Raw genomic sequence first — 23260 nt, forward strand, 5'->3', positions numbered from 1 at the left:
GAGTGAGGTAGATAAAATAGATCCCAGTGTGGCGCTGGTTTTTTTTATAAAAACAATAGGGTTTTATTTAACTATTTTTTCTTTAAAAAACTAGACAGCCAAATACCTATAGCTCCTATGCTTCCACCAACAATGCTCATCTTCATTATTCCCCATATTTCAGCTGAGTCTAGGCTAAAGTCAGTTCCTTTAATTATGGTGAGTATAAAATTAATTACAGCGATAGAAATAATACTAGCAACAAATACACCAGCGATTAATAGCAGCAAGAAGACAAATAAAAATTTCAATTTCATTTTTCATTGCCTTCTTTTAGCTTATCATTGATTTTACTATTAGTATTTTCAGTAACGACAGAACTAGTAATATTACCAGCGACCCCAGGTAATTCGGCAGGTGATAGATCTTTTGATAAGCCTAATTGCCCTTTATTTGCGCCACCTTGTAACTTCGGATTATATTTAGGATCAAAACCATCGGAGACCCAATATCCCCACTTATTAGTACCTAGCTTAATTAACTTGCCTGCTCCATAGCCAACCCCGGAACTAAGCCCTGATGTCAGCCCACCTTCTAATGGATCCTCATCTTTCAGTACACTTGATGTTGCGCCACCTAATCCATTGATTCCCACCGTTCCAACTAAACCTGTGTTAGCTGTAAACCCACCGACATAGGAAGCAATAAGTACGTCATCTGGATTGATATTACCAGTCAATATGTACTGAATACCTGCATTCGAGGTTCCACCTATAACCGCTGTCATCTGCATTCCACCCGGCAAATAGACTAAACCGCCTGCTGCTAACACTTTTGCATAAGCTCTGTTCATCGCCATACCGCGACGACAAGATTCTGAAGCAGGATTATCAGCGCACGACATCACATCTTTTCCGTGCTCTTGAACATATTGGGTATGTGTTATTTCATTTCCACCGAATAAGTTATTCTCAACCGTGGTCTTCCCTGCCTCGGCGGCATTGCCTGCGCTCGATGTATCGCCACCCACTAATCCGCCGGCTATTCCCGCAGCCAAACTCGCAAAGGCGCTCACTGTCGCTTTTTCGTCTTCCGTCAGCTCACCGACCGTTTTACCGTACAGTTCTACCGACAGCATCCCCATCGCTTCACCCGTCATGGCTCCCAGCGATTGTGCCCCTGCATTTTCACCTTTTGCCAGCGCTAATGCAACATTCGCAATACCATGGGCCGCTAAACGCCCTGCTTTATTTTCCTCTCCAATATTCTTGGCTATCTGATTGGCGATATACGGTGCACTCGCATTCGCCACCGCTTTATTCACATCACCACTCACCAAGCCTTGGATTAACGCCGTCCCTGACTCCACGATACGGCGATTATCACCACCAACGCCCCATTCTGACCCTTGAACCGCTTTCTCTATACGATCATTTAATACCGCGTTCCGAATGGCCGTTTCATCCCCTTTTAAGTTCGGATCTTTGATAGAAGCAATGGCTTTCTTACGCTCATCGTCTGTCATTGGCGTTTTATCAAAGTTTTTCCTTTCGTTCTTAGTGGCTTCTATCCTTTCATTCGTCACCGCTATATCAGTAATCTGCTTACCTAACTCGCCCACTAACTGCGTTTTCTCTATCCGCTTTTGCTCTTTCTCTTTATCAAAAATCGTATTGAGTTTTTCATGAGCATTGTCTGTATCTCGGCTTAATTCGCTGACATCTTGTTTCTGATTGTCTTTATCGCGAATAACAATGTTACCCTCCGATACCGCAGCATGCGTGGTATTGCTGTCTTTCCCTTTGTTATTCACATTGGTCAGCAGTGAACCCGCTGCATTCCCCATTAACTGGTCTTCAAATGGTGTGCCTCCTGTACTGAAACCACCACTTTGGCTATCCACCTTGTACTCCGCTTTGTTTTTAATATCACCAAAGCCCAGAGTACCTGTATCCAATGTGTTTTTATCCGCCTCTGCCGTACTGCTTATGACCGCACCATCAAGTTGTGTATGCTCACCCACCGTAATATCAAAACCGCCTTTGCCTGCATTGATACCCGTTTGCTTATCTACCGATTGATAATCGCTGTGCATTTCGGTTTTATTGGCATTCACGGAAGCTGTGGTATTCAACCCTGACCCAATACTGCCAGATACACTGCCACTTTGTTGCTTCGAGTCATATTTGTCCGTCGCTTGTTGGCTAGATAGGGTCAAATCCCCACCCACATTGGCTTTAACGCTTTCACCGCTCACTTGCGCACCGGTTAGCGTGGTGTCTTTGCCACTGTTCAGCGTCAGTTGTTTACCCGCATTAACCTCTGTATCGGTATAGAACTGGCTATTGCCTTTCTCAAAACCATTGCCTTTATTCACGCTCGCATTAACATTCCAACCGCCCGTACTAATACCTGCACCGATTGAACTGCCTTTACTTTCGTTCTTACCATCCACGGTTTGAGTGTTGGTAGCACTGGTCAGGTTAATATCATTTTTCGCAGTTAAGGTTATGTTTTTACCTGCATCCACTTGGCTGCCTTGTACCGTCAGGTTGCCTTGGCTACCCTCTTTTTTACCTGTGGCTGTAAGGTTGACATTGTCCCCAGCACTTAAGCTGCTACCTGATGCGGTATTTTGCTGTGTTTTCGTGGTGGATTTTGAAGAACTACTGCCATAAGACACATTGACGCCAAAGGCATCTGCCACACTACCACCTTCTTTCAGTCCAGCCAACTCACCGGCTTGCTGAGCTTGTACACCCTGTAAGCCCGCTTTCATTCCTTTAAGTGCAGCTAACTGACCATCATCTTCTTGTTTCGCTGATTTTGCAGTCTGCGCCATACCATCTAACAGGCTACCCGCTGTACCGCCTAACGATACCGTCAACCCACTGGATTTACTTTCCACCGTGGTGATATCCGTACGGCTATTTTCAGCCGCGGTGATACTCACATCACTGCCCGTTACATTGATATCTTTCGCCGCAATCACATCACTGCCGTGAATATTTGCACTGCCACCAGCGGTTAAGTTTACATCTCCCGCCGTACTGCCAATCACACTGCCTTTTTTCTGGTTGCTATCGGTTTCGGTAGTCACTTTTTGTGAAGTTGAACCAACCGTGAAACCTAAACCGCCACTGCTCATTAACCCTGATTTTTTGGTTTTCGACACATGAGTTTCATGCAGTGCTTCGTCAGAAGTGGTTACATTCAATTGATTGCCAGCATTGACGGTAACATCGTTAGTTCCGAGTATATTACTCCCCTCGATATTCACGTCATTCCCTGCCGTCATTTTCACACTATCGCCACTGAATGTACTACTGATGGCTGTGCGCTCATTCACCTCATCATGGGTTTCTTTGGTGGTACTTGATAAGAAGCCTTTATCCTTGTGTTTGGTGTGTTTCGCATAATCACTTGTTTCAATACCGGAAGTAATATTGATGTCACGCCCAACATTGATCGCTAACTCCCCACCGCTACTCACGTTTGCTGCACGGGCAGACAGGTCTTGCCCCGCAGATAAGGTTAAATCCCCTTGAGTTTGGATTTGTGTGCCAACCTCTGTGCTGTTAGCGCCACGATAGTAATTGCTTGAATTATGGGTGTAATCAAATACCGAGCTAACATCGCGAGTTTCTAAACTAATATCACGCCCTGCAATTATCGATGTTTTGCCATCAACCCCTAAGTTGCCGATATCTGTCGCGATTAGGTTTATATCTTGCACCGCTTTTAAGGTAAGCTGACCATTATCACCCGTGACATAGATACTGGCAGGACGATCGAGCCATTGTGATTTGCCATCCCCACGCTGCGCCGTTTCACTGAGAATATCGCGCCCCGCTGATAACGAAACATTGTCTAAACCACGGATTTCCCCACCAACATTTTTAATATCTTTTAGGGCATCAAGCTGTATGTCTTTGCCTTGGATGCGGCCGCTATTTTCGATATTTTCAGCACTTAAGTCCGTCAATTCACGGCTACTAATTTCGCCGCTATTAAGGATATTGCCAGTCATATTCGCAGAAACATTGCGCCCCGCCAGTAATGCTCCATTGCCGTTTAGATCCCCTTGGCGAGCACGAACGTACACCTGCGGGACACTCACTAGTTCAACACGTCCATCCGGCAACGTGACTTCCTTATTCACCATCCACACAATATCTGTGGTTAAATTCGCCATCTGTTCTGGCGTTAAGGCGATACCCGGTGTCAGGTTAAATTGGTTACCGAATGCCACACCATTGGTTAACAGTGCACGATACTGTTCCTCGTCACTACTGTAGTTACCCAGTAAACGCTGCCCAGTAGTTTCAATCAGTTGGTCACGCACTAAACGCTGCTCATAGTAACCATCACCTAACCGCTTATGCAGTTGTTCATTCGTGACAATATCAATACTCGACAACCATTTTTTATAGTTAGTGAAGCGTGGGTCTGTTTCAATCAGGAATTGGCTATCACTGTTAGGTGTTAGATTAAATAGACTGTTGTCGGGTAATTGGGTATTTGGTCCAACGGTTCTGATCACTGTATCGAGGTTATCTTTACCTTGAGAGCCAGTCTCTGCTGTGATGTTTTCCCCTTTACCAGCGTCATTTTGCCCTTGAATGTCAGTGCCGTTACCCACATTGGCATTTTCGACTTGCAATGATGAGTCAACTGATTTGTCATCTTTGACATCCACTTTGGCTGAAATCGACGGTAATTGCGTCACTTCCATTTGTTGACCTGGTAACAAGTCTAATGGCGTATTTTTACCCTCTTTTAGCGTTTGTTCAGTGATAGCTGAACCTTGGTTATCTTGTAGGCTTGCAGCAGAAACCCCCTCCGCTTGCCCGTCAAGTTTATTCACTTTCACTGAATCGAGCTGAGTTTTATTGATACCACCCGCATTTTCGGTGACTTCTAATAAATGTAATGCTAAATCTTCTTCGCTATTAACCCCTTGGTATTTTGACGTGCTAGTACGCGTTTTCCATTTTTTACCGCCTTTATAGCGATAAATCGTGTTTCCATCCTCAAAAATACGACGAACACCTTGCGCTTCTTCGTTGTTTAGTTCATAGCCTGTTAAGATCAGGTTTTGCCCTGCCACAACACGTGAATTTTCATTGTTCAGTTGCTGCCCATCAATCGTCAAATGCTTACCACTGGTGATCAGTGCTGCATCGCGTTTGATAACTTGTGTTTCATAAATAATACGGTCGTAATCATATTCATAAAAATATTTTGTCCAGTTTCCGTATTCAAACATCCGCCAGCGATTGGATTTTTCATAATGAATACCCACTTCTTTATTGAGCGTGCCATCTTCATTAATCGCATAACGAGTTTGATTACCATTTCTTGGTTGCAACTTATAACGGTTACCATTACCCGCATCATACCAATCAAAGTGCTCACGACTGACCTCCACTGCATCGTCAGTCAGTTGCAAATGAATATCTTTGTTTTCAAGTAAATCAGTTTTCAGTGTGAGGTTGCCTGACGCTTCAATATTTGCACTGTGGTTTTTCACACTTTTGGCATGACTAGTGGCTTGTAGTTGGTCATTTAATTGCTTACCGATAACTAAATCACCGTCACTGTAAATCAAACCATGGTCACGGTTTAATAGCTCAGAAACCGCAAGGTTAACCTCTTTACGCCCTGCAATAACGGCCGCTTTATCCCCTTGCTTATCATTCAAGAGGGAATTGACCGCTATTGCTAGGAAATCTCCGTAAATACGCCCTGTGCCTAGATTATCTAAAGAATTCGCAACAATGTGTGTTAATACACCGTCTATAAGCCCAGTATTAATCACCTGACCGCTGGCTTTAATTCGGGTATTTTGCCCACTGATCTCGCCGGAAAGTTGGTTGATAACGGCCGTAGTGGTTAACGCCAGTTCGCCAAGGCTAGAAAATAACCCTTTATTGGTAAAGCCTTGTGCAAAATTCGCGGTTAAGTTCTCGCCAGCTTGAATGCGCCCTGTATTTTCAAATAACTGGTTAAGTGTCAGTGATAATGCTTTTTGTGCAATCACCTTGCCTTCGCCCGTTAATTGGTCCGCAGAAATAGCGGCTGAGCCATTACTAACCATCACCCCTTGTTGGTTCGATAATACTAAGGCTTTACCTTGGGCATTATCAGTTACATTCAACTGAGTTCCCGCTGAGAGCATCCCTTGAATATTATTCAAGCTTTGTGCCACATTCGCTTCAATGGCTTGCCCTGCACGGAGTGCACCGCTTTGGTTATCTAATGTCGTGGTTTTCAGGGTGATATTCTGCCCTTCCAAACCTTTACCTGTTTTAGCTGTATTTTTGTTATCAATAGATTGAGCTGAAATATCGAGGTTTTCATTAGCCTTGATCCAGCCTTGTTGGTTTTCAATTTGCTGTTTTACTGCCAATTCAACATTATTGAGGCCTTGAATAACACCACTCGCATTATTGAGCTGTTGCGTATTCACGTTCAAGTTTTGACCAGACAAAAGCTGCCCTTGCTGGTTTTCAATCCGTTGATGAATATCCAGCGTTGCATTTCCCTGTGACTGAACAACCCCTTGAGTATTATCTAGGTTCTTTCCTGTCACGTTTAACGCCGATTGGCTCAGTAATAACCCTTTTTGATTATCAATCTGCTCAGCATTCACGGTAAGTCCAAGTTTTCCTTGAACAGTACCTTGGGTATTAGTTAAATCCCCTGTATTCAGTTCGAGCTTGCCATTACTCGCTAATGTGCCCTGTTGGTTTAATAGCACCTGTTGCTGGGTATTGATATCCATTGACTGACCCGCAAAAATTTGGCCATTCTGGTTTTCAATACCTGTGGTGGTGAGCGATGCCGCTTCCGAACTTTGAATTTGTCCTTGCTGGTTAAGAAGCTTGCCACTGTCAATGGATAAGCCTCCACCACTTAATATGCCACCATTTTTTTGCGTGTGGCTATTATTCACCACTTCACCATGGGAATTCAGAGTCAGCTGATGGCCTGCTTGCAGTCGGCCTTGTTGATTATCCAGCGCTCCCGTATTCGCCGTTAAATCATTGGCGGCAAGAATTTCACCTTCGCTATTATCAACACGCTTTTTCTGGCTATTGAGTGAAATTTGACTAGCTTGAATTTTCCCTTGGCGGTTAATTAACTCTCCAATGGTTAATGCTAAATTTTGGCTAGCAAAAATCCCCTGTTCATCTGTTTTAGCTAGGTTAGTTAAACGCTGTCCTTGGGTATCAATATTAATGGATTGCCCTTTGATCACCCCTTCGCTGTTATCCAATTGTTGGATATTCATTGTCAGCTCGGACTGACTTCCCACCAAACCTTGCTGGTTATTAACCCCTTGGCTGTTCAATGTCAGTGCATTTTTTGCCACAATACGGCCCTGCTCATTATTGAGCTCACCGGTAGTTAGGGTTAAACCACCTTGCGCATAAATCCCTTTGTCATCACCGCTTTGGGTATTAATCAGTTGCTCACCATGGGTATCAATCAGCATCTCACTGCCTGATTGAATTGAGCCTTGCTGGTTGTCTAGTTGGCCGCTATTTAATACCAGTGTTTGCTGAGCTAACAGTGAGCCCTGTGTATTATCAAACCGCTGGTTATGGGTATTAATATTGATAGCATTGGCTTGTAGGTAGCCCAACTGGTTTTGCAGCGCCTGATTGCGCATCTGTAAAAGGCGTTCTGCGGCAATTAACCCAGCTTGGTTATTGATATTATTAGTAATGTTCAGTTTTGCATTACCATGACGAGCAACCAGTTTACCTTCTCGGTTATCAACGCTATCTGCGCTAATATTCAGGTTATTTTCACCAACAATAGCCCCATGTTGGTTCAATAACTCACTCAGCAAATTAATAGTGAGCTCACCGTTCTTCGCGGTAATAATTTGCCCATCGTTGTTATTCAAAGAATCAGCTTGTAGAGTAAAATTACCGTTACTCCCTATTTCACCCGCTTGATTGTTCAAATAACCTTGTAACGTAATTTCCCCTGCTGTATCGCCAGTTTGCAATAATTTCCCACCTTGGTGGTCAAGGGTATTTGCCGTTATTAAGATTTGTTCGGCCTGAGTGATAGCCTGATTCAGTGAAACAGCACCCGTTTGAATATTCAACGTATTTGCGGCCAGTATTTCGCCTTTATCGCCATCCAGTGACTGGCTGTTTAATGTCACATTCCCCATACTGGCGATCACTTTTCCCGTACGGTTGATCAACGATTGGGCTTCCATAAACACGCCTTGGCGGCCTGTTAGCGTTCCACCTGTGTTATCCAGAGCATGCTGAATTTGTAAGTCTAACTTACCCATTTTTGCGCTGAATATGTGACCTTGTTGATTATCAAGGGTATTGGCTTTGATCAGCCAAGAACCATTACCACTGATATCCCCTGTGTTATTATCAAGATGTTGGGATAGGTTAATAGTACCTTGCTGCTCACCCAGTTGGGTCATCGTCCCTTGTTGATGCGTTAAATTATTCGCTGTCAATTGGATGTGTTGTGCTTGCGTAGTCGCTGCACTTAGGTCAATGTCTTTACCATTAAGTGATAAGTCACCTTGTGCAACCATCTCCCCACGTTGGCCTTGCAGGTTTTCAGTCGAAACCGACATATTGCCTTGTTTACTAATCACTTTCCCATCGGTATTCGTGAACGAGAGCGTGTTGAGCATAAAATTTTGCTCGGCAAACAATGTCCCTTGGGTGTTATCTATGCCCTGCTTTGCATTTAAGATCAAAGCCCCTACTTTTGATGCCACTACCACACCTTGCTGGTTAGAAAGCTTAGCCACATCCAAGCTTAATGTGCCTTGGCTACTAATATTTCCTGATTGGTTATCAAGGTGTTGAGCTAGTTTAATTTCCCCTTTTTCACTACCTGTTTGTAGCATTTGGCCACGTTGATGGGAAAGGCTTTGCCCATCAATTTGGATATTATCGGCTTGTGTCACTGCATCATTGAGGTTCAGGTTATCTCCTGTTAAGGCGAGTTTACCTTTCGAAAGGATTTCCCCTTTCTCACCATCCAGTTGTTTTAACGCCAGATGATTATCACCAAAACTGGCAATAACTTTGCCCGATTGGTTAATTAAATGCTCTACTGCGAGCTGAACCCCCTGATTACCTAATAATATTCCTTGCGTATTATTCAGCGCCTGTTGAATACTCAGTGTCAATTGCCCCTGTTTGGCGGCAATGATTTTCCCCTCTTGGTTATTCAACTCGTTTGCCACAATATCAACTTGACCATTACTGGAGATTTCCCCTTTCTGGTTATCAAATTGATTTTGAATATGCAGCTTGGTTTTTCCTTCCCCTGTTTGCAATAAGGTTGCGCTCTGATGGATGAAGTTATTGGCTAAAATAGAAATTTGATCCGCTTGGGTTAAACCTTGGTTTAAGTTGATATCAGCGCTTTCGATGCCTAATGTGTTTTTCGCAAAAATAGTGCCTTGTTCACCGTCTAAACTATTTGCTGTCAATAAAGCTGCACCCGATAAACTGCTGATTTTACCTTGTTGGTTAATCAGTTTATCCGCTTTGATCATCAAATACTTATCGGTTTGGACAACACCACGGGTGTTATCAAACACCTTTGCAGACGTAACATCTAAGCGATGGTTCGCCCCCGTTAGTAATTTACCGTCTGTATTGTCGACTTTTTCTGCCTGTAAGCGTAAATCACCTTTGGATGTGATACTTCCTTGGTAATTATCAAGCTCATTAGTCACATTAAGCCCCATGGCTTTACTCCCCGTCTGCAACATATTGCCTTGACGGTGAGATAATGTATTCGCTTGTAACGTGATTTGCTCTGCTTGGGTGGTGGCGTTATTTAAATTCACTGATTGTGCGGTTAAATTCAATGCACCATTGGTGAGGATCTCCCCTTTTTGCCCATCTAGTGAATCCGCTTTGATAGTTAGCCCTTGCTTACCAGAGGCTAACAACGTGCCTTGCTGGTTGTTCAGGCTTTGGCTTTGAATATCCATTTTGCCATCACGGCTTAATAACTGACCCGATTGGTTATTCAGCTGTTGCGTGATAACGGAAGTCTCTCCCGCTAGATTGACCTCACCTTGTTGATTACCTAATACCTTAGTATGTAAGGTATTTTTTGAATTTCCTTTTTGAACGAGCTTACCCTGTTGGTTGTCGATAAACTCGGGAGCAGATAAAGTGAGTTGGTGAGCAACAATCTCCCCTTTTTGGTTATCAATGCCGCGTTTAGCAGTCAATGTCGCGTTGTTCGTTGCCAGTAAATGCGCTTCTTGGGTGCGAATATCCGTTGCGGTAGACGTCAGCGCGATATTTTTGGCTTGGGTATTGGAATGGGATAGATCTACCCCGCTGCCTGTTACTGTTAATGAGTCTTTAGCAACAATATCCCCTTGTAATGCTATTTCTTTCTCGCCTTTAACCGTTAATGAACCCGCTGATGTAAGCTTACCTTTACTATCGACCCCCGCGGCTAATAATGCGGTACGGTCACTATTGATTTGCTCAGCACTTAGCGTTGCATCGCGCCCTGCGACGATTTGGCCTTTATCGGTGTTGGTTATTACCTGTTTCGCCTTAAGTTGGATATCATTTTGCGCCAGTACGGTGCCTGTGTTATTGATAGCTTTCTGGCTATTTATTGCAATATTGTGACTGGCGGTGATCACCCCAGAGTTACCCACTTTACCATCAGCAGAAAGTGTAATATCCCCGGCTTCTGCACCAATATGCCCTGCATTTCGTACCCCAACACCATGTTCTGTACCACGCATTTTGATGGTATTGGCATACATCCCCCCTAATGCAGCCACATCTAGAGCAAATTCAGGCTTATCATCAGTAGAGGAGTTATCCGTTTTAAGAATGGTTTTCCCATCCGCCGCAACAGTATTTTTTCCTGTCGTAATCGCTAAATCTTTCGCATGTAATTTGGCATTAATATTCACTGAGCGAGCGATCAACGCTGTGTAGTTAGTCCCATTGCCGTTATAGCCTTTACCGACAATATTGATACTGCCTTTATCAACGTCAAAGCCCTTAATTTTGCCATTTTCAATCAATGTTTTACCGGCAGAAAGTAACGCCTTGTCCGCATTAATAAAACCACAACCATTACAGGTGATCCCTGCTGGGTTGGCGATGATCACATCGGCTTTTTTCCCTGCAACTTCAATAAAGCCATTGAGCTGGCTAGGGTCGCGGCTATTCACCTCATTAAGGATGATCTTAGCTTCCCCTTTGGCGAGCCAATCATTGCCTTGGATCATGCCACCGAGTTGCGTATTGACGTTGGTACTACTGTTGTTGAGGATCGCCCCTTTATGATCAACATCGAATTGGCTGTATTGGTTACGAGATACACCATCGCGATTTGGCGCTTGAATGTTGACTTGTGGCAAACCATTTTGTGTATTCACGACAGTGGGTTGCTGGTTACCCGGCGCTTTACTATCCGCAACAATCGTTGACGAAGAAGCGCTAAAGCTCACCATTCCCAATGTTAGCCATAGGGAAGTGACAATCGGCTTGATTGACCAACGTACGAGATTATTTGCGGTTTTCTCAACACGGTTTTCACTTGAACAGGCAGGGCCCGCACGATGACTGCGCGTAATATCCGCCACCACCATCACCATTTGGCGGGCAGTATTAAAAATTAAGCGATAAAATAACTTGTTCATCCTGAGAGTCCTTAATAATTCCAGTTAACCGAAAACGCAAATGTAGCAGGGTCTGTTTTAAAACCATCGGGTTTAGAGAATGGGGTGCCAATTGAAAGGTCATAGCTTAAGTTGGCAGGGTTGATTGCACCACGTAGGCCAATCGCGCCGCCTGCAAGGTGTGTACCTAAATTAATGTCAGTTCCACGCCCGCTAATTTTGCCATAATCGACGCCCACATATAGCTCTTGAGCGGGGACAGGTAATGCCCATGATAATGTGTTACGTAGCGTCCAGCCTTCATCCGCACTGAGAGTACGTTCGCCATCAAACCCACGGACTGTCCAACGGTTACCAATACTGAACTGGTCTTGGGGGGTCAGCGGCCGGTCACTCCGTTGGCGTAAATATTGCGTATCAAAACGCAAGGTTTGGTCAGCTACGCTGAAAGGCACGCTCGCTGAGGCTGAAAACTGCATAATAATGGCCAGTGCCGTCGCATAATCTTGGGAGTCTTTACTGCGAAACTCTTCAAAAGCAGGCATCGCACCAAACCAACGCGTACCGTGTTGATAACTCGCCCCTAAATTAATAGTTGATTGCCCCACATATTGGCGGTGATTTAAGCCCAATTTCCATGCGGTAGTGCGGCGCTTTTGGTTTTCAATTTCGGTGTTTTGTACAAAGTTACGGGTTTCACGCAAATTCACATCATAGGTGGCGGTCGTTTTAGCCGTCGCATCACGGTACAGCACATTACTCAGTTGCAGGTTCAGGCTTTTGCTTTTACCGCGATATTCAATATCACTGTTTGCACCAGCGATGGTTTGGGTGTATTCATAATCACTTGCGGTAGTGGCAAATTGCCAATACCCAAAGGGTACCGAATAATGAGCGCTGTAGTTGGCAGTATCTTTATCGCTGGAAAAACTTAAATCCCGCGTTGCCGTAATGTAGAAAAGGTCACTAAGCGAAGTCGGGTTATCCAGTGCCAACATCACCCCTGCTTGGTTTTTACCGGTACTTTTTGAGCCTGTATTGTCCACCCACGCACCTGCATGCCAATAGCGTGACTGCTGCCGATTAATTACGATTTGGGTTTCCCCCGGGCCATCCCCCGGCACCATTTCCATTGAGGCTTGCACAGTAGGTAAACGTTGTAGATTTTCTAAACCTTGCTCGATATCACGCAAATCTAATAAATTACCTGAATGCGCTGGCATCGCGGTATACAGCGTACTGTATTGTGATGAGTCATCCGTAAATATGACTTTTTGCACTTTTCCGGGCATCACAACCAACTGGAGAACGCCAGTCGATAAATCTTGTTCGGGAACCAATACGCGACTGGTGATCCAGCCATGGCTAATTAATCTATTTTGGACATCTGTCACTAATAAATTAATGCCATCAATACCAATACAGTGACCCACTGCCTGATTCGCTAGCCTTTCAATAGGCACCCAATGGGGAAATGCCTCTTGCCCACTGACAGCAACTCGTTCAATTAAGAAACAGGGATTCTCTTGCGGAAATTTTAACCGTGTTTTTGCTATAGCCGCGGATAAATTTACATCAGGGGATTTCGCATCAAACTGTTGTTGTAAAGTTTGTTGTTGATGCGTTTGGCGATTGAATAAGTTATCGGTGTTATCCGGCTTCAATAACTGTTCTTTTGCTAAAACAGGAAAACAAAAGGTAGAAAAAAGAGTTCCGAGTAGTAAGGTACGTACATTAATCATTAGCTTTTTTTAATTATTTACATTTAAGTTAAGTCAATATACGTAACTTTACATTTTTTTGTTTAAATGACAATCCTAATGTTTATTATTTAATGTTAATTATTTAATTAAAATGTAAATACAGAATTTTCTTACAAAGATAAATTTATCAAATGGATAGCAAATACAATATCCATGATAGTTGTACTCAATATAAATTTTCGGCTTAGTTAACCCCAAGTAAATGCACTTAGAATGAAAATTTAAGTAAATTAGAATCAAATAGTTGCAAGGTACACTCAATTAGAGGGTAAAGAGAATCTAATTAATTACATTTAAAATAGTTTGTTACACTTTTTTATCAGGAAGGAGGAAAAAACTTATTCGAGTTTTTAAAACCCTCTTTTCTCCCCTCGAACTAAAAAGACGAAGGTTTCAGAGGGCTTTTTGATGAATATAGATGAGATAAACCAGTTAGCTATTACTGATATTGATTTTTAATGCCGCAGCAATCGCTAAAGGGGAAAAAGTGATACTCGCAGCGAATAAAGCCGCTAAAATAGCAAAATAGCCATCTAATGGCATTTTAAAACTATGGGCTTCCATCGTCCCTGTCGCATAAATAAGTACTGGGATATATAAAGGAAGAACTAGCAGGCTCACTAAAACACCGCCCTTCTTCAATGAAACCGTTAATGCGGCCCCAATCGCCCCAATAAAACTCAGCACTGGTGTCCCTAATAGTAACGTCCCCACAAGCACTAAAAGTGTATCAGCACTGAAAGACAGCATTAATGCGGCAATGGGAGATAACAGGATCAACGGCAGACCAGTCACTAACCAATGGGCGATAACTTTAGCGAATACGCTAATAAATAAGGGGTGTGGTGCGAGTAACAACTGTTCAAGGGAACCATCAAGATAGTCGTCTTTGAATAAGCGTTCTAATGATAAGAGTGACGATAAAATTGCAGCCACCCAAAACACCCCTACGGAGATACGCGCTAATAACTGGGGCTCAGGCCCGATACTTAGCGGAAATAATGTGATAACAATTAAGAAAAACCACAACGGGTTCATCAGTTCAGAAAAACCACGAAATGCAATTTTGAGTTCTCTATTAATTAATAACCAAAACATGATTCAACCCCACCAGTCAGTTTTAGTGACCCAAATTGCCCCGACATGGCTTGATGAGAGGTAAATAAAATGATGCCCCCCTGTTTTGCATGTTGATGAAAACGCTCTGTTAAGCGTTCCACACCAGCTACATCAATCGCAGTAAACGGCTCATCTAATACCCATAATGGTGCATCACTTAGCCATAACCTAGCTAAGTTCACTCGGCGCTGTTGCCCTGCTGACAGTTGGCTAACAGGGATATCTTCATAACCAATTAAAGAAACTTCCTCTAAAGCAGACCAAATCTGCTCTCCAGCATCCCCTTTATGATGCATTTGATGATAAAACTTTAGGTTTTCGTAAGGGGTCAATAAGGATTTAACTGCCGGTTTATGCCCTAAATAAAGTAGGTGACGGGTAAACTCCTCTTTAAGTTTATCAATCGGCTGATTATTCCAACAAATAGCCCCCTCATCAGGTTTTAATAGTCCAGCCACCATGCGTAAAAGGGTGGTTTTCCCCGCCCCATTTGGCCCTTCGACCTGTAAAATTTCACTGGGCTGCACCGTAAAATCTAGCTGGTGAAATAACACTCTATTTTGCCGATGGCAACTCACCTGTTGAGCACTTAGCATGAAGCAGAATTCCTGTTTTGATTTAGAGGTTAGCTTTTTGCAACTTTATTCAACAGCATATCACTAATCGAGTCATTGGATATTGCGTCACCGCAAAGCACTTGCATCAAAACTTCAGAGCCTAGAGTCGATAATGAAAACAGCATATCCGGCTTCAATAAACGAACTTTATCCATATTGTTTTCTTGGTTGATCAAAACCACAGTTTTAACTGGGTTATCACTCCCTGCTAACTCTTTCACGCCCAATAAAGCAAATGTACTGAGTGAATCACTGTCTGTCATAATCAGCACACACTTAGCATGCTTTACATTGGCTGCAGCGAGTAATTCACTACTCGTTGGGTCCCCAGTTACAATGTTATCTTTTTCTGGATAGTGACTTCGATGGTTTTCTTGGCAAATAACTGCAACAGGTAATTCACGTTTTTTCAGGCTTTGATAAACATTCACAGCCATTGGGGTACTGCCAATCACCACATAATGATTTTTCATATAAGAAAACCTCTTACGCACAATTTCTTTTGTGCCTTTCGCTAATACCCCAACGATATAAACCACTGAAGTGGTAAAAATCGTGATCCCTAAAAGAATGACTGTCACTGTAAATATCCGTGCATCCACGGTGACTGGGACAATGTCGCCGAAACCGACTGTTGTCATACAAACCAAAGCAAAATAAAAAGCGGTCGTGCCATCTTTAACGACAGGTAAAAATTCATCACCAATATACAAAGTACCAAAAATTGAATAGAGCAATAATGCAATAATACAGGTAATGGCCACGAACCCTGCACTGGTTAAGCTATGGTGATGATATAGCTTCCAAAATACGCAAAGTGCCACTAACAAAGCGAGGGAGAAATAGCCTTGGTGAATATTTTCTTGCACTAATTTTAGATCAACAAATGAAATGATCCCGAGTAAAAACAACGAAAACACCCAGGCGATCCGCGCACCATTGACCATAAATAACGAAAGGAAAATCAATGAAATCCCCAATAGGAAACGCGGGATATCCAGTAATTTCATAAAGCCTAATGATTTTAACCACTGTGTTAGCCCTGATTCACGCCAATCAATGTAGTCTGTATAAGCGCTTAAAACAGGTTTTAAAATCATTGCACCATCAATAATAATCAGTAAAGAAAGTAATACCCTGATTGATAAGGATGATTTCAGAAAAGCCACAAATGAGTTGTCTAACATGAGTTGCTCTCACCCTTTATTGATAAAATTTGCAAATTTTTGATATACCATAAATATATCAAAGGATAATATCAATTCGCTAAATGCGATAACACATAATTATCCGTCATCATAGTATTTCTATAATAACCTATAAAACATCGTCTATAATTGAATGTCACCTTATTTGGCTATTTGCTAACATGAAAAAAACAAAGAAAAATTAAGAAATCCTTATTGATAGATAACATATTTTTGAACTTAATTTACACCTTTTTATCTAAACACCGATTTCCCAATTATTTTTCAATGTGACTTAACGATAATAGAAAACAAGAGTTTACAAAACTATGGTTAACACTACACGCTCTGCAAGGTTTAGCTGGATCTCTTTGTTCTGGTTATTAATCTACTTTTGGTATTTTTCGTCATTATTACAGCTATATGTGCTTGTTACTGGGCAAAGCAACTCTATCGGCTTAAGGGACTCATTACTTTACAGCTCCCTTTGGCTAATCCCCGCCTTACTTTTTCCAAAAAAAATTAAGCTGGTTGCAGGGCTGATAGGTATCGTCCTGTGGCTATCTTCTGTGGTTGCTCTCGCCTATTTTGTTGTTTATGGGCACCAAATATCACAAAGTGTTATGTTTGTGATGTTTGAAACCAACACCAATGAAGCTGGGGAGTTTCTTAAACAATATTTTAGTTTCAAAGTGGTTGGTGTAATACTGGCTTATACTGTCGTTGCTATTTTTCTTTGGACACGCCTAAAACCAGTTACACTTCCAAAATCAGGGCGAATCGGTATCTCATTACTGATTTTAATTATTCTGTTTGGTATCCCTTATTATAATAAAGGAATTAAGCAAGACCGCCCAATAGCCAATGTCGCCTCTTATGTGAATAGTAAACTGGCATACGCAGCTCCATGGCAGTTTGTGAGTGGTTACTTATTATATAAGAACCAACTTGCGAATATGGAAGAGCTCATTCGCGATAATAGCAAGATCCCACCATTAGAAAACTTCGTCGATGCGAATGGTAACACTCCTCGGACATTTGTGTTGGTTATCGGTGAATCCACCAGCCGTGATAGAATGAGTTTATACGGCTACACACGCCCAACAACGCCTGAATTAGATGAGCTCGCTAGGGATTACCCAACAAATTTGTCAGTATTTAATGATGTCGTGACATCGCGTCCTTACACCATTGAAGCATTACAACAAATTCTCACCTTTGCAACTCAAACAGAACCGGAGCTATTTAATTCCCGCCCTTCCATCATGAACATGATGAAACAAGCAGGTTTTAAAACGTTCTGGATCACCAATCAGCAAACGATGACCGAGCGTAATACGTTACTTACAGCGTTCTCTCGCCAAACGGATAAACAGTATTACCTCAATAATGATATGGCACAAAGCTCGCGTATATACGATGACGTGGTCTTTGCTCCGTTTAAAGAAGCGCTCGCTGACCCTGCTGAGAAAAAATTCATTGTTGTACACCTATTAGGGACGCATATGCGCTATGAATTCCGCTATCCGGAAGAAAAAGCCATATTTAAAGGGAAAGACGATGTTGTCCCCAAAAACCTTAATGAAGATGAAGTAAACGATTATAACGCTTATGATAATGCACAACATTATAATGATTATGTTGTTTCAACATTAATTAAAGACTTTGATTCTTCAAAAGAAAATGGCTTTTTAGTCTTTTTCTCCGACCACGGTGAAGATGTCTACGATACACCGCCACACAAAATGCTAGGGCGTAGTGAAGGCAAACCAAGTAAAGTCATTTACAATGTTCCTTTCCTTGTTTGGCAGTCCCCTGAGTGGTTGAATACCCATCAATTTGATTTAAATGATAAAACAACTCGCCCATTTAGTACTATGGATTTTATCTATGCATGGTCTGACTTAGCTGGGTTAAATTATACTGGGTTTGAATCTCAAAAAAGCTTATTTAACAATGAGTTTAAACCGCAACCCCGTTATATAGGCGACCCTGAAAATAAATCATCACTGATGCTTTATGATGATTTGAAGAAATAATATGAGGGTAAGTAGATGAGGTTTGCTTCATCTACTTACTTGCTTTATGCAATAATTTTTAATTCATGGCTATTTTTACGGTTTATCTTACCATCTCGTAAAATAAAACTAACTTCTCCGCGCCAAAATTCAGCTAAGAAAATATCATCGACAGAAGCAATTCCTTGTAATTCAATTTGCTGCATTAGCCATTCTTCATCCCTTTCAATAGAATCTAACTCGCTATTTCTAACGATGCCATCTTTCATCAAGATCACCGAAGGCATATTTTTTTCATCACAAATAACCGTTAGCTGCCCATCAGGCTCTATTTGTGCATAATAAATTTCTTGAAATGAGTGAATACCTTGGGCGTGTATCCGTGAAGAAATATTAATAATGTCGATTTTATTTCCTTTTTTTAAGATATTTTCCATAATGAACTGCCCTTTTTTGATGATTGGTATGGGATTACCAATTGCAACATTACGAAAAAAATTAAACTTTTTTGTTAGAAAATTCAAAGAGCTAATAAATAAAACACCAATTATTAAAATAGTAATATACTGATAAAGAGGGATAGTATCACTGTAAATGACCCCACCAATTATTCCCCCAAGCACAAAATTGCCAATAAAATCAATTGGTGTCATCTGGGAAAGCTGAGTCTTTCCTGATAAATTCATATGTGTGATAACAATAGCGAAACCAATAATAAACTTCAAAATGATAAACGAATAATAGTACGTCATATTGCTATCCCTCTATTATCTCAATTAAAAATATATTTTTATCGTTTGTAAACCGACAGCTATTCATCATTTTAGCTGGTTTGCTTACTTATATGTCTACATGACCGACTTAACCATTAAAATATTTTATTTGCCTTTCAACCAAGTCGGCCATCAAGTCTCTTTATCTACCCTAATTTATATTAACCTTTCAAAAAATCATTAATTTGTTTTATAACAATTTTACTTTCAACTATATTTAAATATGAGCATTATGATTAATGCATTTGCATGATTTCAATCACCCCTTTAATACTAAGGATATGTTTATGAATACGAAAGTTATCGCCTCACTATTTTTTGCTGGCATTATGACGGCCATAGCAGGCTGTGATGACGCATCCAAAGGGAATGATACGGTTAAGCAAGCTGAAGAAAAAGCACAACAGCTAAAAGAAGATGGTCAGCAAAAAGCAAATGAACTCTCTGAAGATGTAAAAAATAAGACCGAGGAATTAAAGCAAAACACGGCTGAGTTTGGCCAAGAAGTCAAAACAGATGCTATCAATAAAGCGGATGAAATGGCCACCGATGTGAAAGAGAAAACGGAGTCACTCAAAGCCGAAAACGATGCTAAAACAGATGAGAAATAAGTTTTAGTAACGCTAAAAACAGGAATAAGCTTTGATTAATCAATAAGTCAAACGCCTATACTCTCACCTTATCTGCAACCTTAAATGCAGGCTTAAATGCCTGCATTTCCCATTTTTTATTTTTCGTAACAATAAAAGTACTAAAACCTTCCTTACTTAATGGTTATCTCGTTATATAGTGGGGTTTCTTTTATAACGTCGATATCAGGATTTTTCATGCAAATTAAATATAGCCTTGGACATGCAAGCCCCAAACTCGTGGAAGATGCATTTGACCTACGCCAACAAGTCTTTACCCACGAACAAGGCTTCCCTGCTGACATCGATGTTGATGAATATGATGATACTGCCTTGCATGTCGTTTTGTACCTTAATCAACACCCAGCAGCAGTGTTACGTTGCATTCTGTTTGAAGAGACCGGGTTAGTCAAAGTGGGCCGTGTTGCGGTACAAAAACAGCATAGAGGAAAAGGGCTAGGCCGCGAACTCATGAAATTTGTTGAGCATTACGCACAACAACATCATTTCAAAAAAATAGGCCTTTCTGCACAACATACTGCCATCGAGTTTTATCACTCTTTAAAGTACCAAACAGAGGGGGAAATGTACGATGAAGACGGAATGGACCACATCTATATGACTCGCTCTTTAGAACAATAATTGACCTTGAATTTAATTTTCTCGCCTCTATATTAATATTAGGTCAATAATTAAACAAATAGAGGTTTCTTATGGCGAATGGCTGGGCAAATGAAAATGCCGTTCAAGAACAAATTGATGCAACATTAGATGACGCAATCACCAAAGCTCGTAGCCAGTTACATTCAGGTGAAAGTGCTGAGATTTGTGAAGAGTGCGGCGAAACCATTCCTGAAGCCCGTCGTTTAGCCTTACCAGGGGTCAGGTTGTGTATCAGCTGCCAAAATGAATTGGATAAAAAAAACGCTGCGTATAGCGGCTATAACCGCCGTGGAAGTAAAGACAGCCAGCTACGATAATTCTGTTAATCTCACTGCTAACTTATCGTTTTTACGTAAAAAACCGCTTGTTTTATCTATTTCGATTAACTTCTCCATAAAGAATGTAAATATTACATTATAACTTATTAATAATATGATAATTAACATGATATTTTTATTACATCCTTATTTTATTTCCCGCTGTTGTTGATCATTTATCCATATCGTGGCAGTATGTCCGCCTGATTTTTTACACTAAAGAGGGTTCAAGGCTCAAAATTAATCACTACTTTTAGCCGTTTTTACTGCTATTAACACGATGTATTTATTGTTCTTTCTACTTTGTTTCCTTAGGAAACCTTTCACAATTATCCATTGTTTCATTAAGAAGGACAGCAGGTTGCATACTTTGTCTCTATTGGTATGCCAAAAATAAAATAAAACAAAAGAAGGTTGTTATGAGTCAAATAAATGATGATTCTAAAAAAGTTCGCTCCAAAATTAGTCCCCCAGTATTTTATAGCTCCGCAATTGTTATTTTGGTCATTGTTGGCTTTGCTGCCTTAATGCCCCAAGTTGCAGAATCTCATCTAAGTCATCTTCAACAAAATTTATTTAATAACGCCAGCTGGTTCTATATCCTTGCTGTTGCGATTGTTCTATTGAGTGTGACTTATCTGGGACTCTCTCGTTATGGGCAAATAAAATTAGGACCGGATCACGCACAGCCAAATTTTAGCTATGTTTCATGGTTTGCCATGCTATTTTCCGCTGGTATGGGTATTGGTTTGATGTTCTTTGGTGTTGCTGAACCAGTAATGCATTATCTGAACCCACCTATTGGTGATCCCCAAACCGTTGAAGCCGCTAAAGATGCCATGCGATTAACCTTTTTCCATTGGGGGTTACACGCTTGGGCGATTTACGCCATAGTTGCATTAATTTTAGCCTTTTTTAGCTATCGCCATGGGCTTCCTCTTACTTTACGCTCCGCTCTTTATCCTATTATTGGCGAGCGTATTTATGGCCCAATTGGTCACGCTGTCGATGTTTTTGCGGTTGTCGGTACCGTATTTGGTGTCGCCACATCGCTCGGTTTTGGTGTTTTACAAGTCAATGCGGGGATGAACCACTTATTTGGTCTGCCCGTTAATGAAATGGTGCAAGTTGGGTTAATTATTGCTTTTACAGGCTTAGCGACTATCTCGGTGGTCTCAGGGTTAGATAAAGGTATCCGTATTTTATCTGAACTCAACCTTGGTTTAGCCTTCCTATTGTTGCTCCTTGTTCTTATTTTAGGGCCAACAGTATTACTGTTGAAATCGTTTGTTGAGAACACAGGTGGCTACCTATCAGAGATCGTCACTAAAACCTTTAATCTTTACGCTTATGAACCCAAATCAAGTAGTTGGTTAGGGGGATGGACTCTCTTGTATTGGGGTTGGTGGTTATCATGGTCTCCATTTGTAGGGATGTTTATCGCTCGTATTTCTCGTGGGCGTACTATCCGTGAATTTGTTACTGGAGTTCTGTTTGTTCCTGCCGGTTTCACTTTAATGTGGATGACGTTCTTTGGTAATACTGCGATTGATTTAATTAAAAATCAGGGAGCTACTAAGTTAGCGGAAACCGTACAATCTGATGTTTCTCTCGCCTTATTTGAATTTTTAACTTACTTTCCTTTTTCTACTGTATTGTCATTTTGCGCCATGCTGATGGTCATTGTGTTCTTTGTGACTTCGGCGGACTCAGGTGCAATGGTTGTTGATACCCTTGCCTCAGGTGGTGATTCAAATACCCCTATTTGGCAGCGTATCTTCTGGGCAGCCCTGATGGGTATTGTTGCTATCACTATGCTACTCGCTGGTGGTTTACAAGCCTTGCAAACGCTGACGATTGCGAGTGCATTACCATTTGCTATGGTCTTGTTAGTCTCTATTTATGGTTTGTTTAAAGCATTGCGTGTCGATGCCTACAAACGCGATAGCCAACAGCTCGCAACGATCGCTCCTACAGCAAGCCGTAATCCTATACCATGGCAGCGTCGCTTACGTAATATCGTTTATTTCCCTAAGCGTTCACATGTTAAGCGTTTTATCGAGGAATCCGTGAAACCTTCAATGGAAATGGTATCAGAGGAACTCGAGAAGCAAGGGACGGTTTGCCATATCCACACCGACAGAGATGACCGGATCGGGTTTGAAGTGGATTTAGGTAATGATATGAACTTTTTATATGAAGTTCGCCTTCGTTACTATATTCAACCTTCTTTTGCCTTAGCAGGTATGGGGGATGAAATTGATGAAGAGAAAAATGAAGAACAACGTTACTACCGTGCTGAAATCCACCTAAAAGAAGGTGGGCAAGATTATGATGTGATGGGTTGGGCTAAAGAACAAATCATTCACGATATTCTTGACCAATATGAAAAACATATTCACTTTTTACACTTGTTGGGTAAGTAGCCCTAAAAAAGAACTTAGTCATTAGAGACTAAAGTTTATACCGCAGTAACCGCCATCTTTACGTAAAGATGGCGGTTATTTATAATACTTTCCTAACT

12 protein-coding genes are annotated in these 23260 nt (G+C 41.5%); 5 read left to right on the forward strand and 7 right to left on the reverse strand.

What is annotated here, in order from left to right; genetic code table 11:
* Positions 1–71: 71 nt before the first annotated feature.
* The 6 genes from ACPEH5_RS06060 to ACPEH5_RS06085 all read right to left on the reverse strand — a co-directional run bounded on the left by ACPEH5_RS06060 (position 72) and on the right by ACPEH5_RS06085 (position 16336).
* Complete coding sequence (locus ACPEH5_RS06060; RefSeq protein ID WP_042848792.1) at positions 72–296, reverse strand: hypothetical protein; 225 nt, start codon at positions 294–296, stop codon at positions 72–74.
* Entirely contained in the window at positions 293–11671 is an 11379-nt protein-coding gene (locus ACPEH5_RS06065) for a hemagglutinin repeat-containing protein (RefSeq protein ID WP_281110684.1), read from the reverse strand. Before ACPEH5_RS06065 ends, ACPEH5_RS06060 begins: the two co-directional genes overlap by 4 nt.
* 11 nt (positions 11672–11682) lie before the next feature.
* Positions 11683–13392 carry a ShlB/FhaC/HecB family hemolysin secretion/activation protein gene (locus ACPEH5_RS06070; RefSeq protein WP_042846835.1) on the reverse strand — a complete coding sequence of 570 codons (1710 nt, stop codon included), beginning with the start codon at positions 13390–13392 and terminating at the stop codon, positions 11683–11685.
* 453 nt (positions 13393–13845) lie between these two features.
* On the reverse strand, positions 13846–14511 hold the full coding sequence (ccmB, locus tag ACPEH5_RS06075; RefSeq protein WP_042846836.1) for a heme exporter protein CcmB: 666 nt from the start codon (positions 14509–14511) through the stop codon (positions 13846–13848).
* Positions 14496–15128, reverse strand: coding sequence for a cytochrome c biogenesis heme-transporting ATPase CcmA (ccmA, locus tag ACPEH5_RS06080; protein WP_042846837.1), 633 nt, complete (start codon positions 15126–15128; stop codon positions 14496–14498). Before ccmA ends, ccmB begins: the two co-directional genes overlap by 16 nt.
* Positions 15129–15157: 29 nt before the next feature.
* Entirely contained in the window at positions 15158–16336 is a 1179-nt protein-coding gene (locus ACPEH5_RS06085; RefSeq protein WP_042846838.1) for an ion channel, read from the reverse strand.
* Positions 16337–16665: 329 nt separating this feature from the next.
* On the opposite strand from ACPEH5_RS06085, the gene cptA reads away from it, so the two are divergent.
* The gene (cptA, locus tag ACPEH5_RS06090; protein WP_042846839.1) at positions 16666–18375 is read left to right on the forward strand and encodes a phosphoethanolamine transferase CptA; all 1710 of its coding nucleotides are present in this window, start codon (positions 16666–16668) and stop codon (positions 18373–18375) included.
* A gap of 44 nt (positions 18376–18419) precedes the next feature.
* On the opposite strand, the gene ACPEH5_RS06095 is transcribed toward cptA, so the two are convergent.
* Positions 18420–19106 (reverse strand): DUF421 domain-containing protein, encoded by a 687-nt coding sequence (locus ACPEH5_RS06095; protein ID WP_042846840.1) that lies wholly within the window; start codon positions 19104–19106, stop codon positions 18420–18422.
* Positions 19107–19414: 308 nt separating this feature from the next.
* Here ACPEH5_RS06095 and ACPEH5_RS06100 point away from each other — a divergent pair, with 308 nt between their 5' ends.
* The 4 genes from ACPEH5_RS06100 to ACPEH5_RS06115 all read left to right on the forward strand — a co-directional run bounded on the left by ACPEH5_RS06100 (position 19415) and on the right by ACPEH5_RS06115 (position 23162).
* A complete protein-coding gene (locus tag ACPEH5_RS06100) occupies positions 19415–19738 on the forward strand; it encodes a hypothetical protein (RefSeq protein WP_042846841.1) in 324 nt (107 codons plus the stop codon).
* Between the two features lie 216 nt (positions 19739–19954).
* The gene (locus ACPEH5_RS06105; protein WP_129466843.1) at positions 19955–20398 is read left to right on the forward strand and encodes a GNAT family N-acetyltransferase; all 444 of its coding nucleotides are present in this window, start codon (positions 19955–19957) and stop codon (positions 20396–20398) included.
* A 71-nt stretch (positions 20399–20469) separates the two neighbouring features.
* Entirely contained in the window at positions 20470–20736 is a 267-nt protein-coding gene (locus tag ACPEH5_RS06110; RefSeq protein ID WP_042846843.1) for a DksA/TraR family C4-type zinc finger protein, read from the forward strand.
* A gap of 419 nt (positions 20737–21155) precedes the next feature.
* Complete coding sequence (locus ACPEH5_RS06115) at positions 21156–23162, forward strand: BCCT family transporter (protein ID WP_042846844.1); 2007 nt, start codon at positions 21156–21158, stop codon at positions 23160–23162.
* Positions 23163–23260: the final 98 nt, after the last annotated feature.

This window comes from Providencia sp. NPDC089933, assembly GCF_049545585.1.
Classification (GTDB): Bacteria; Pseudomonadota; Gammaproteobacteria; order Enterobacterales; family Enterobacteriaceae; genus Providencia; species Providencia huashanensis.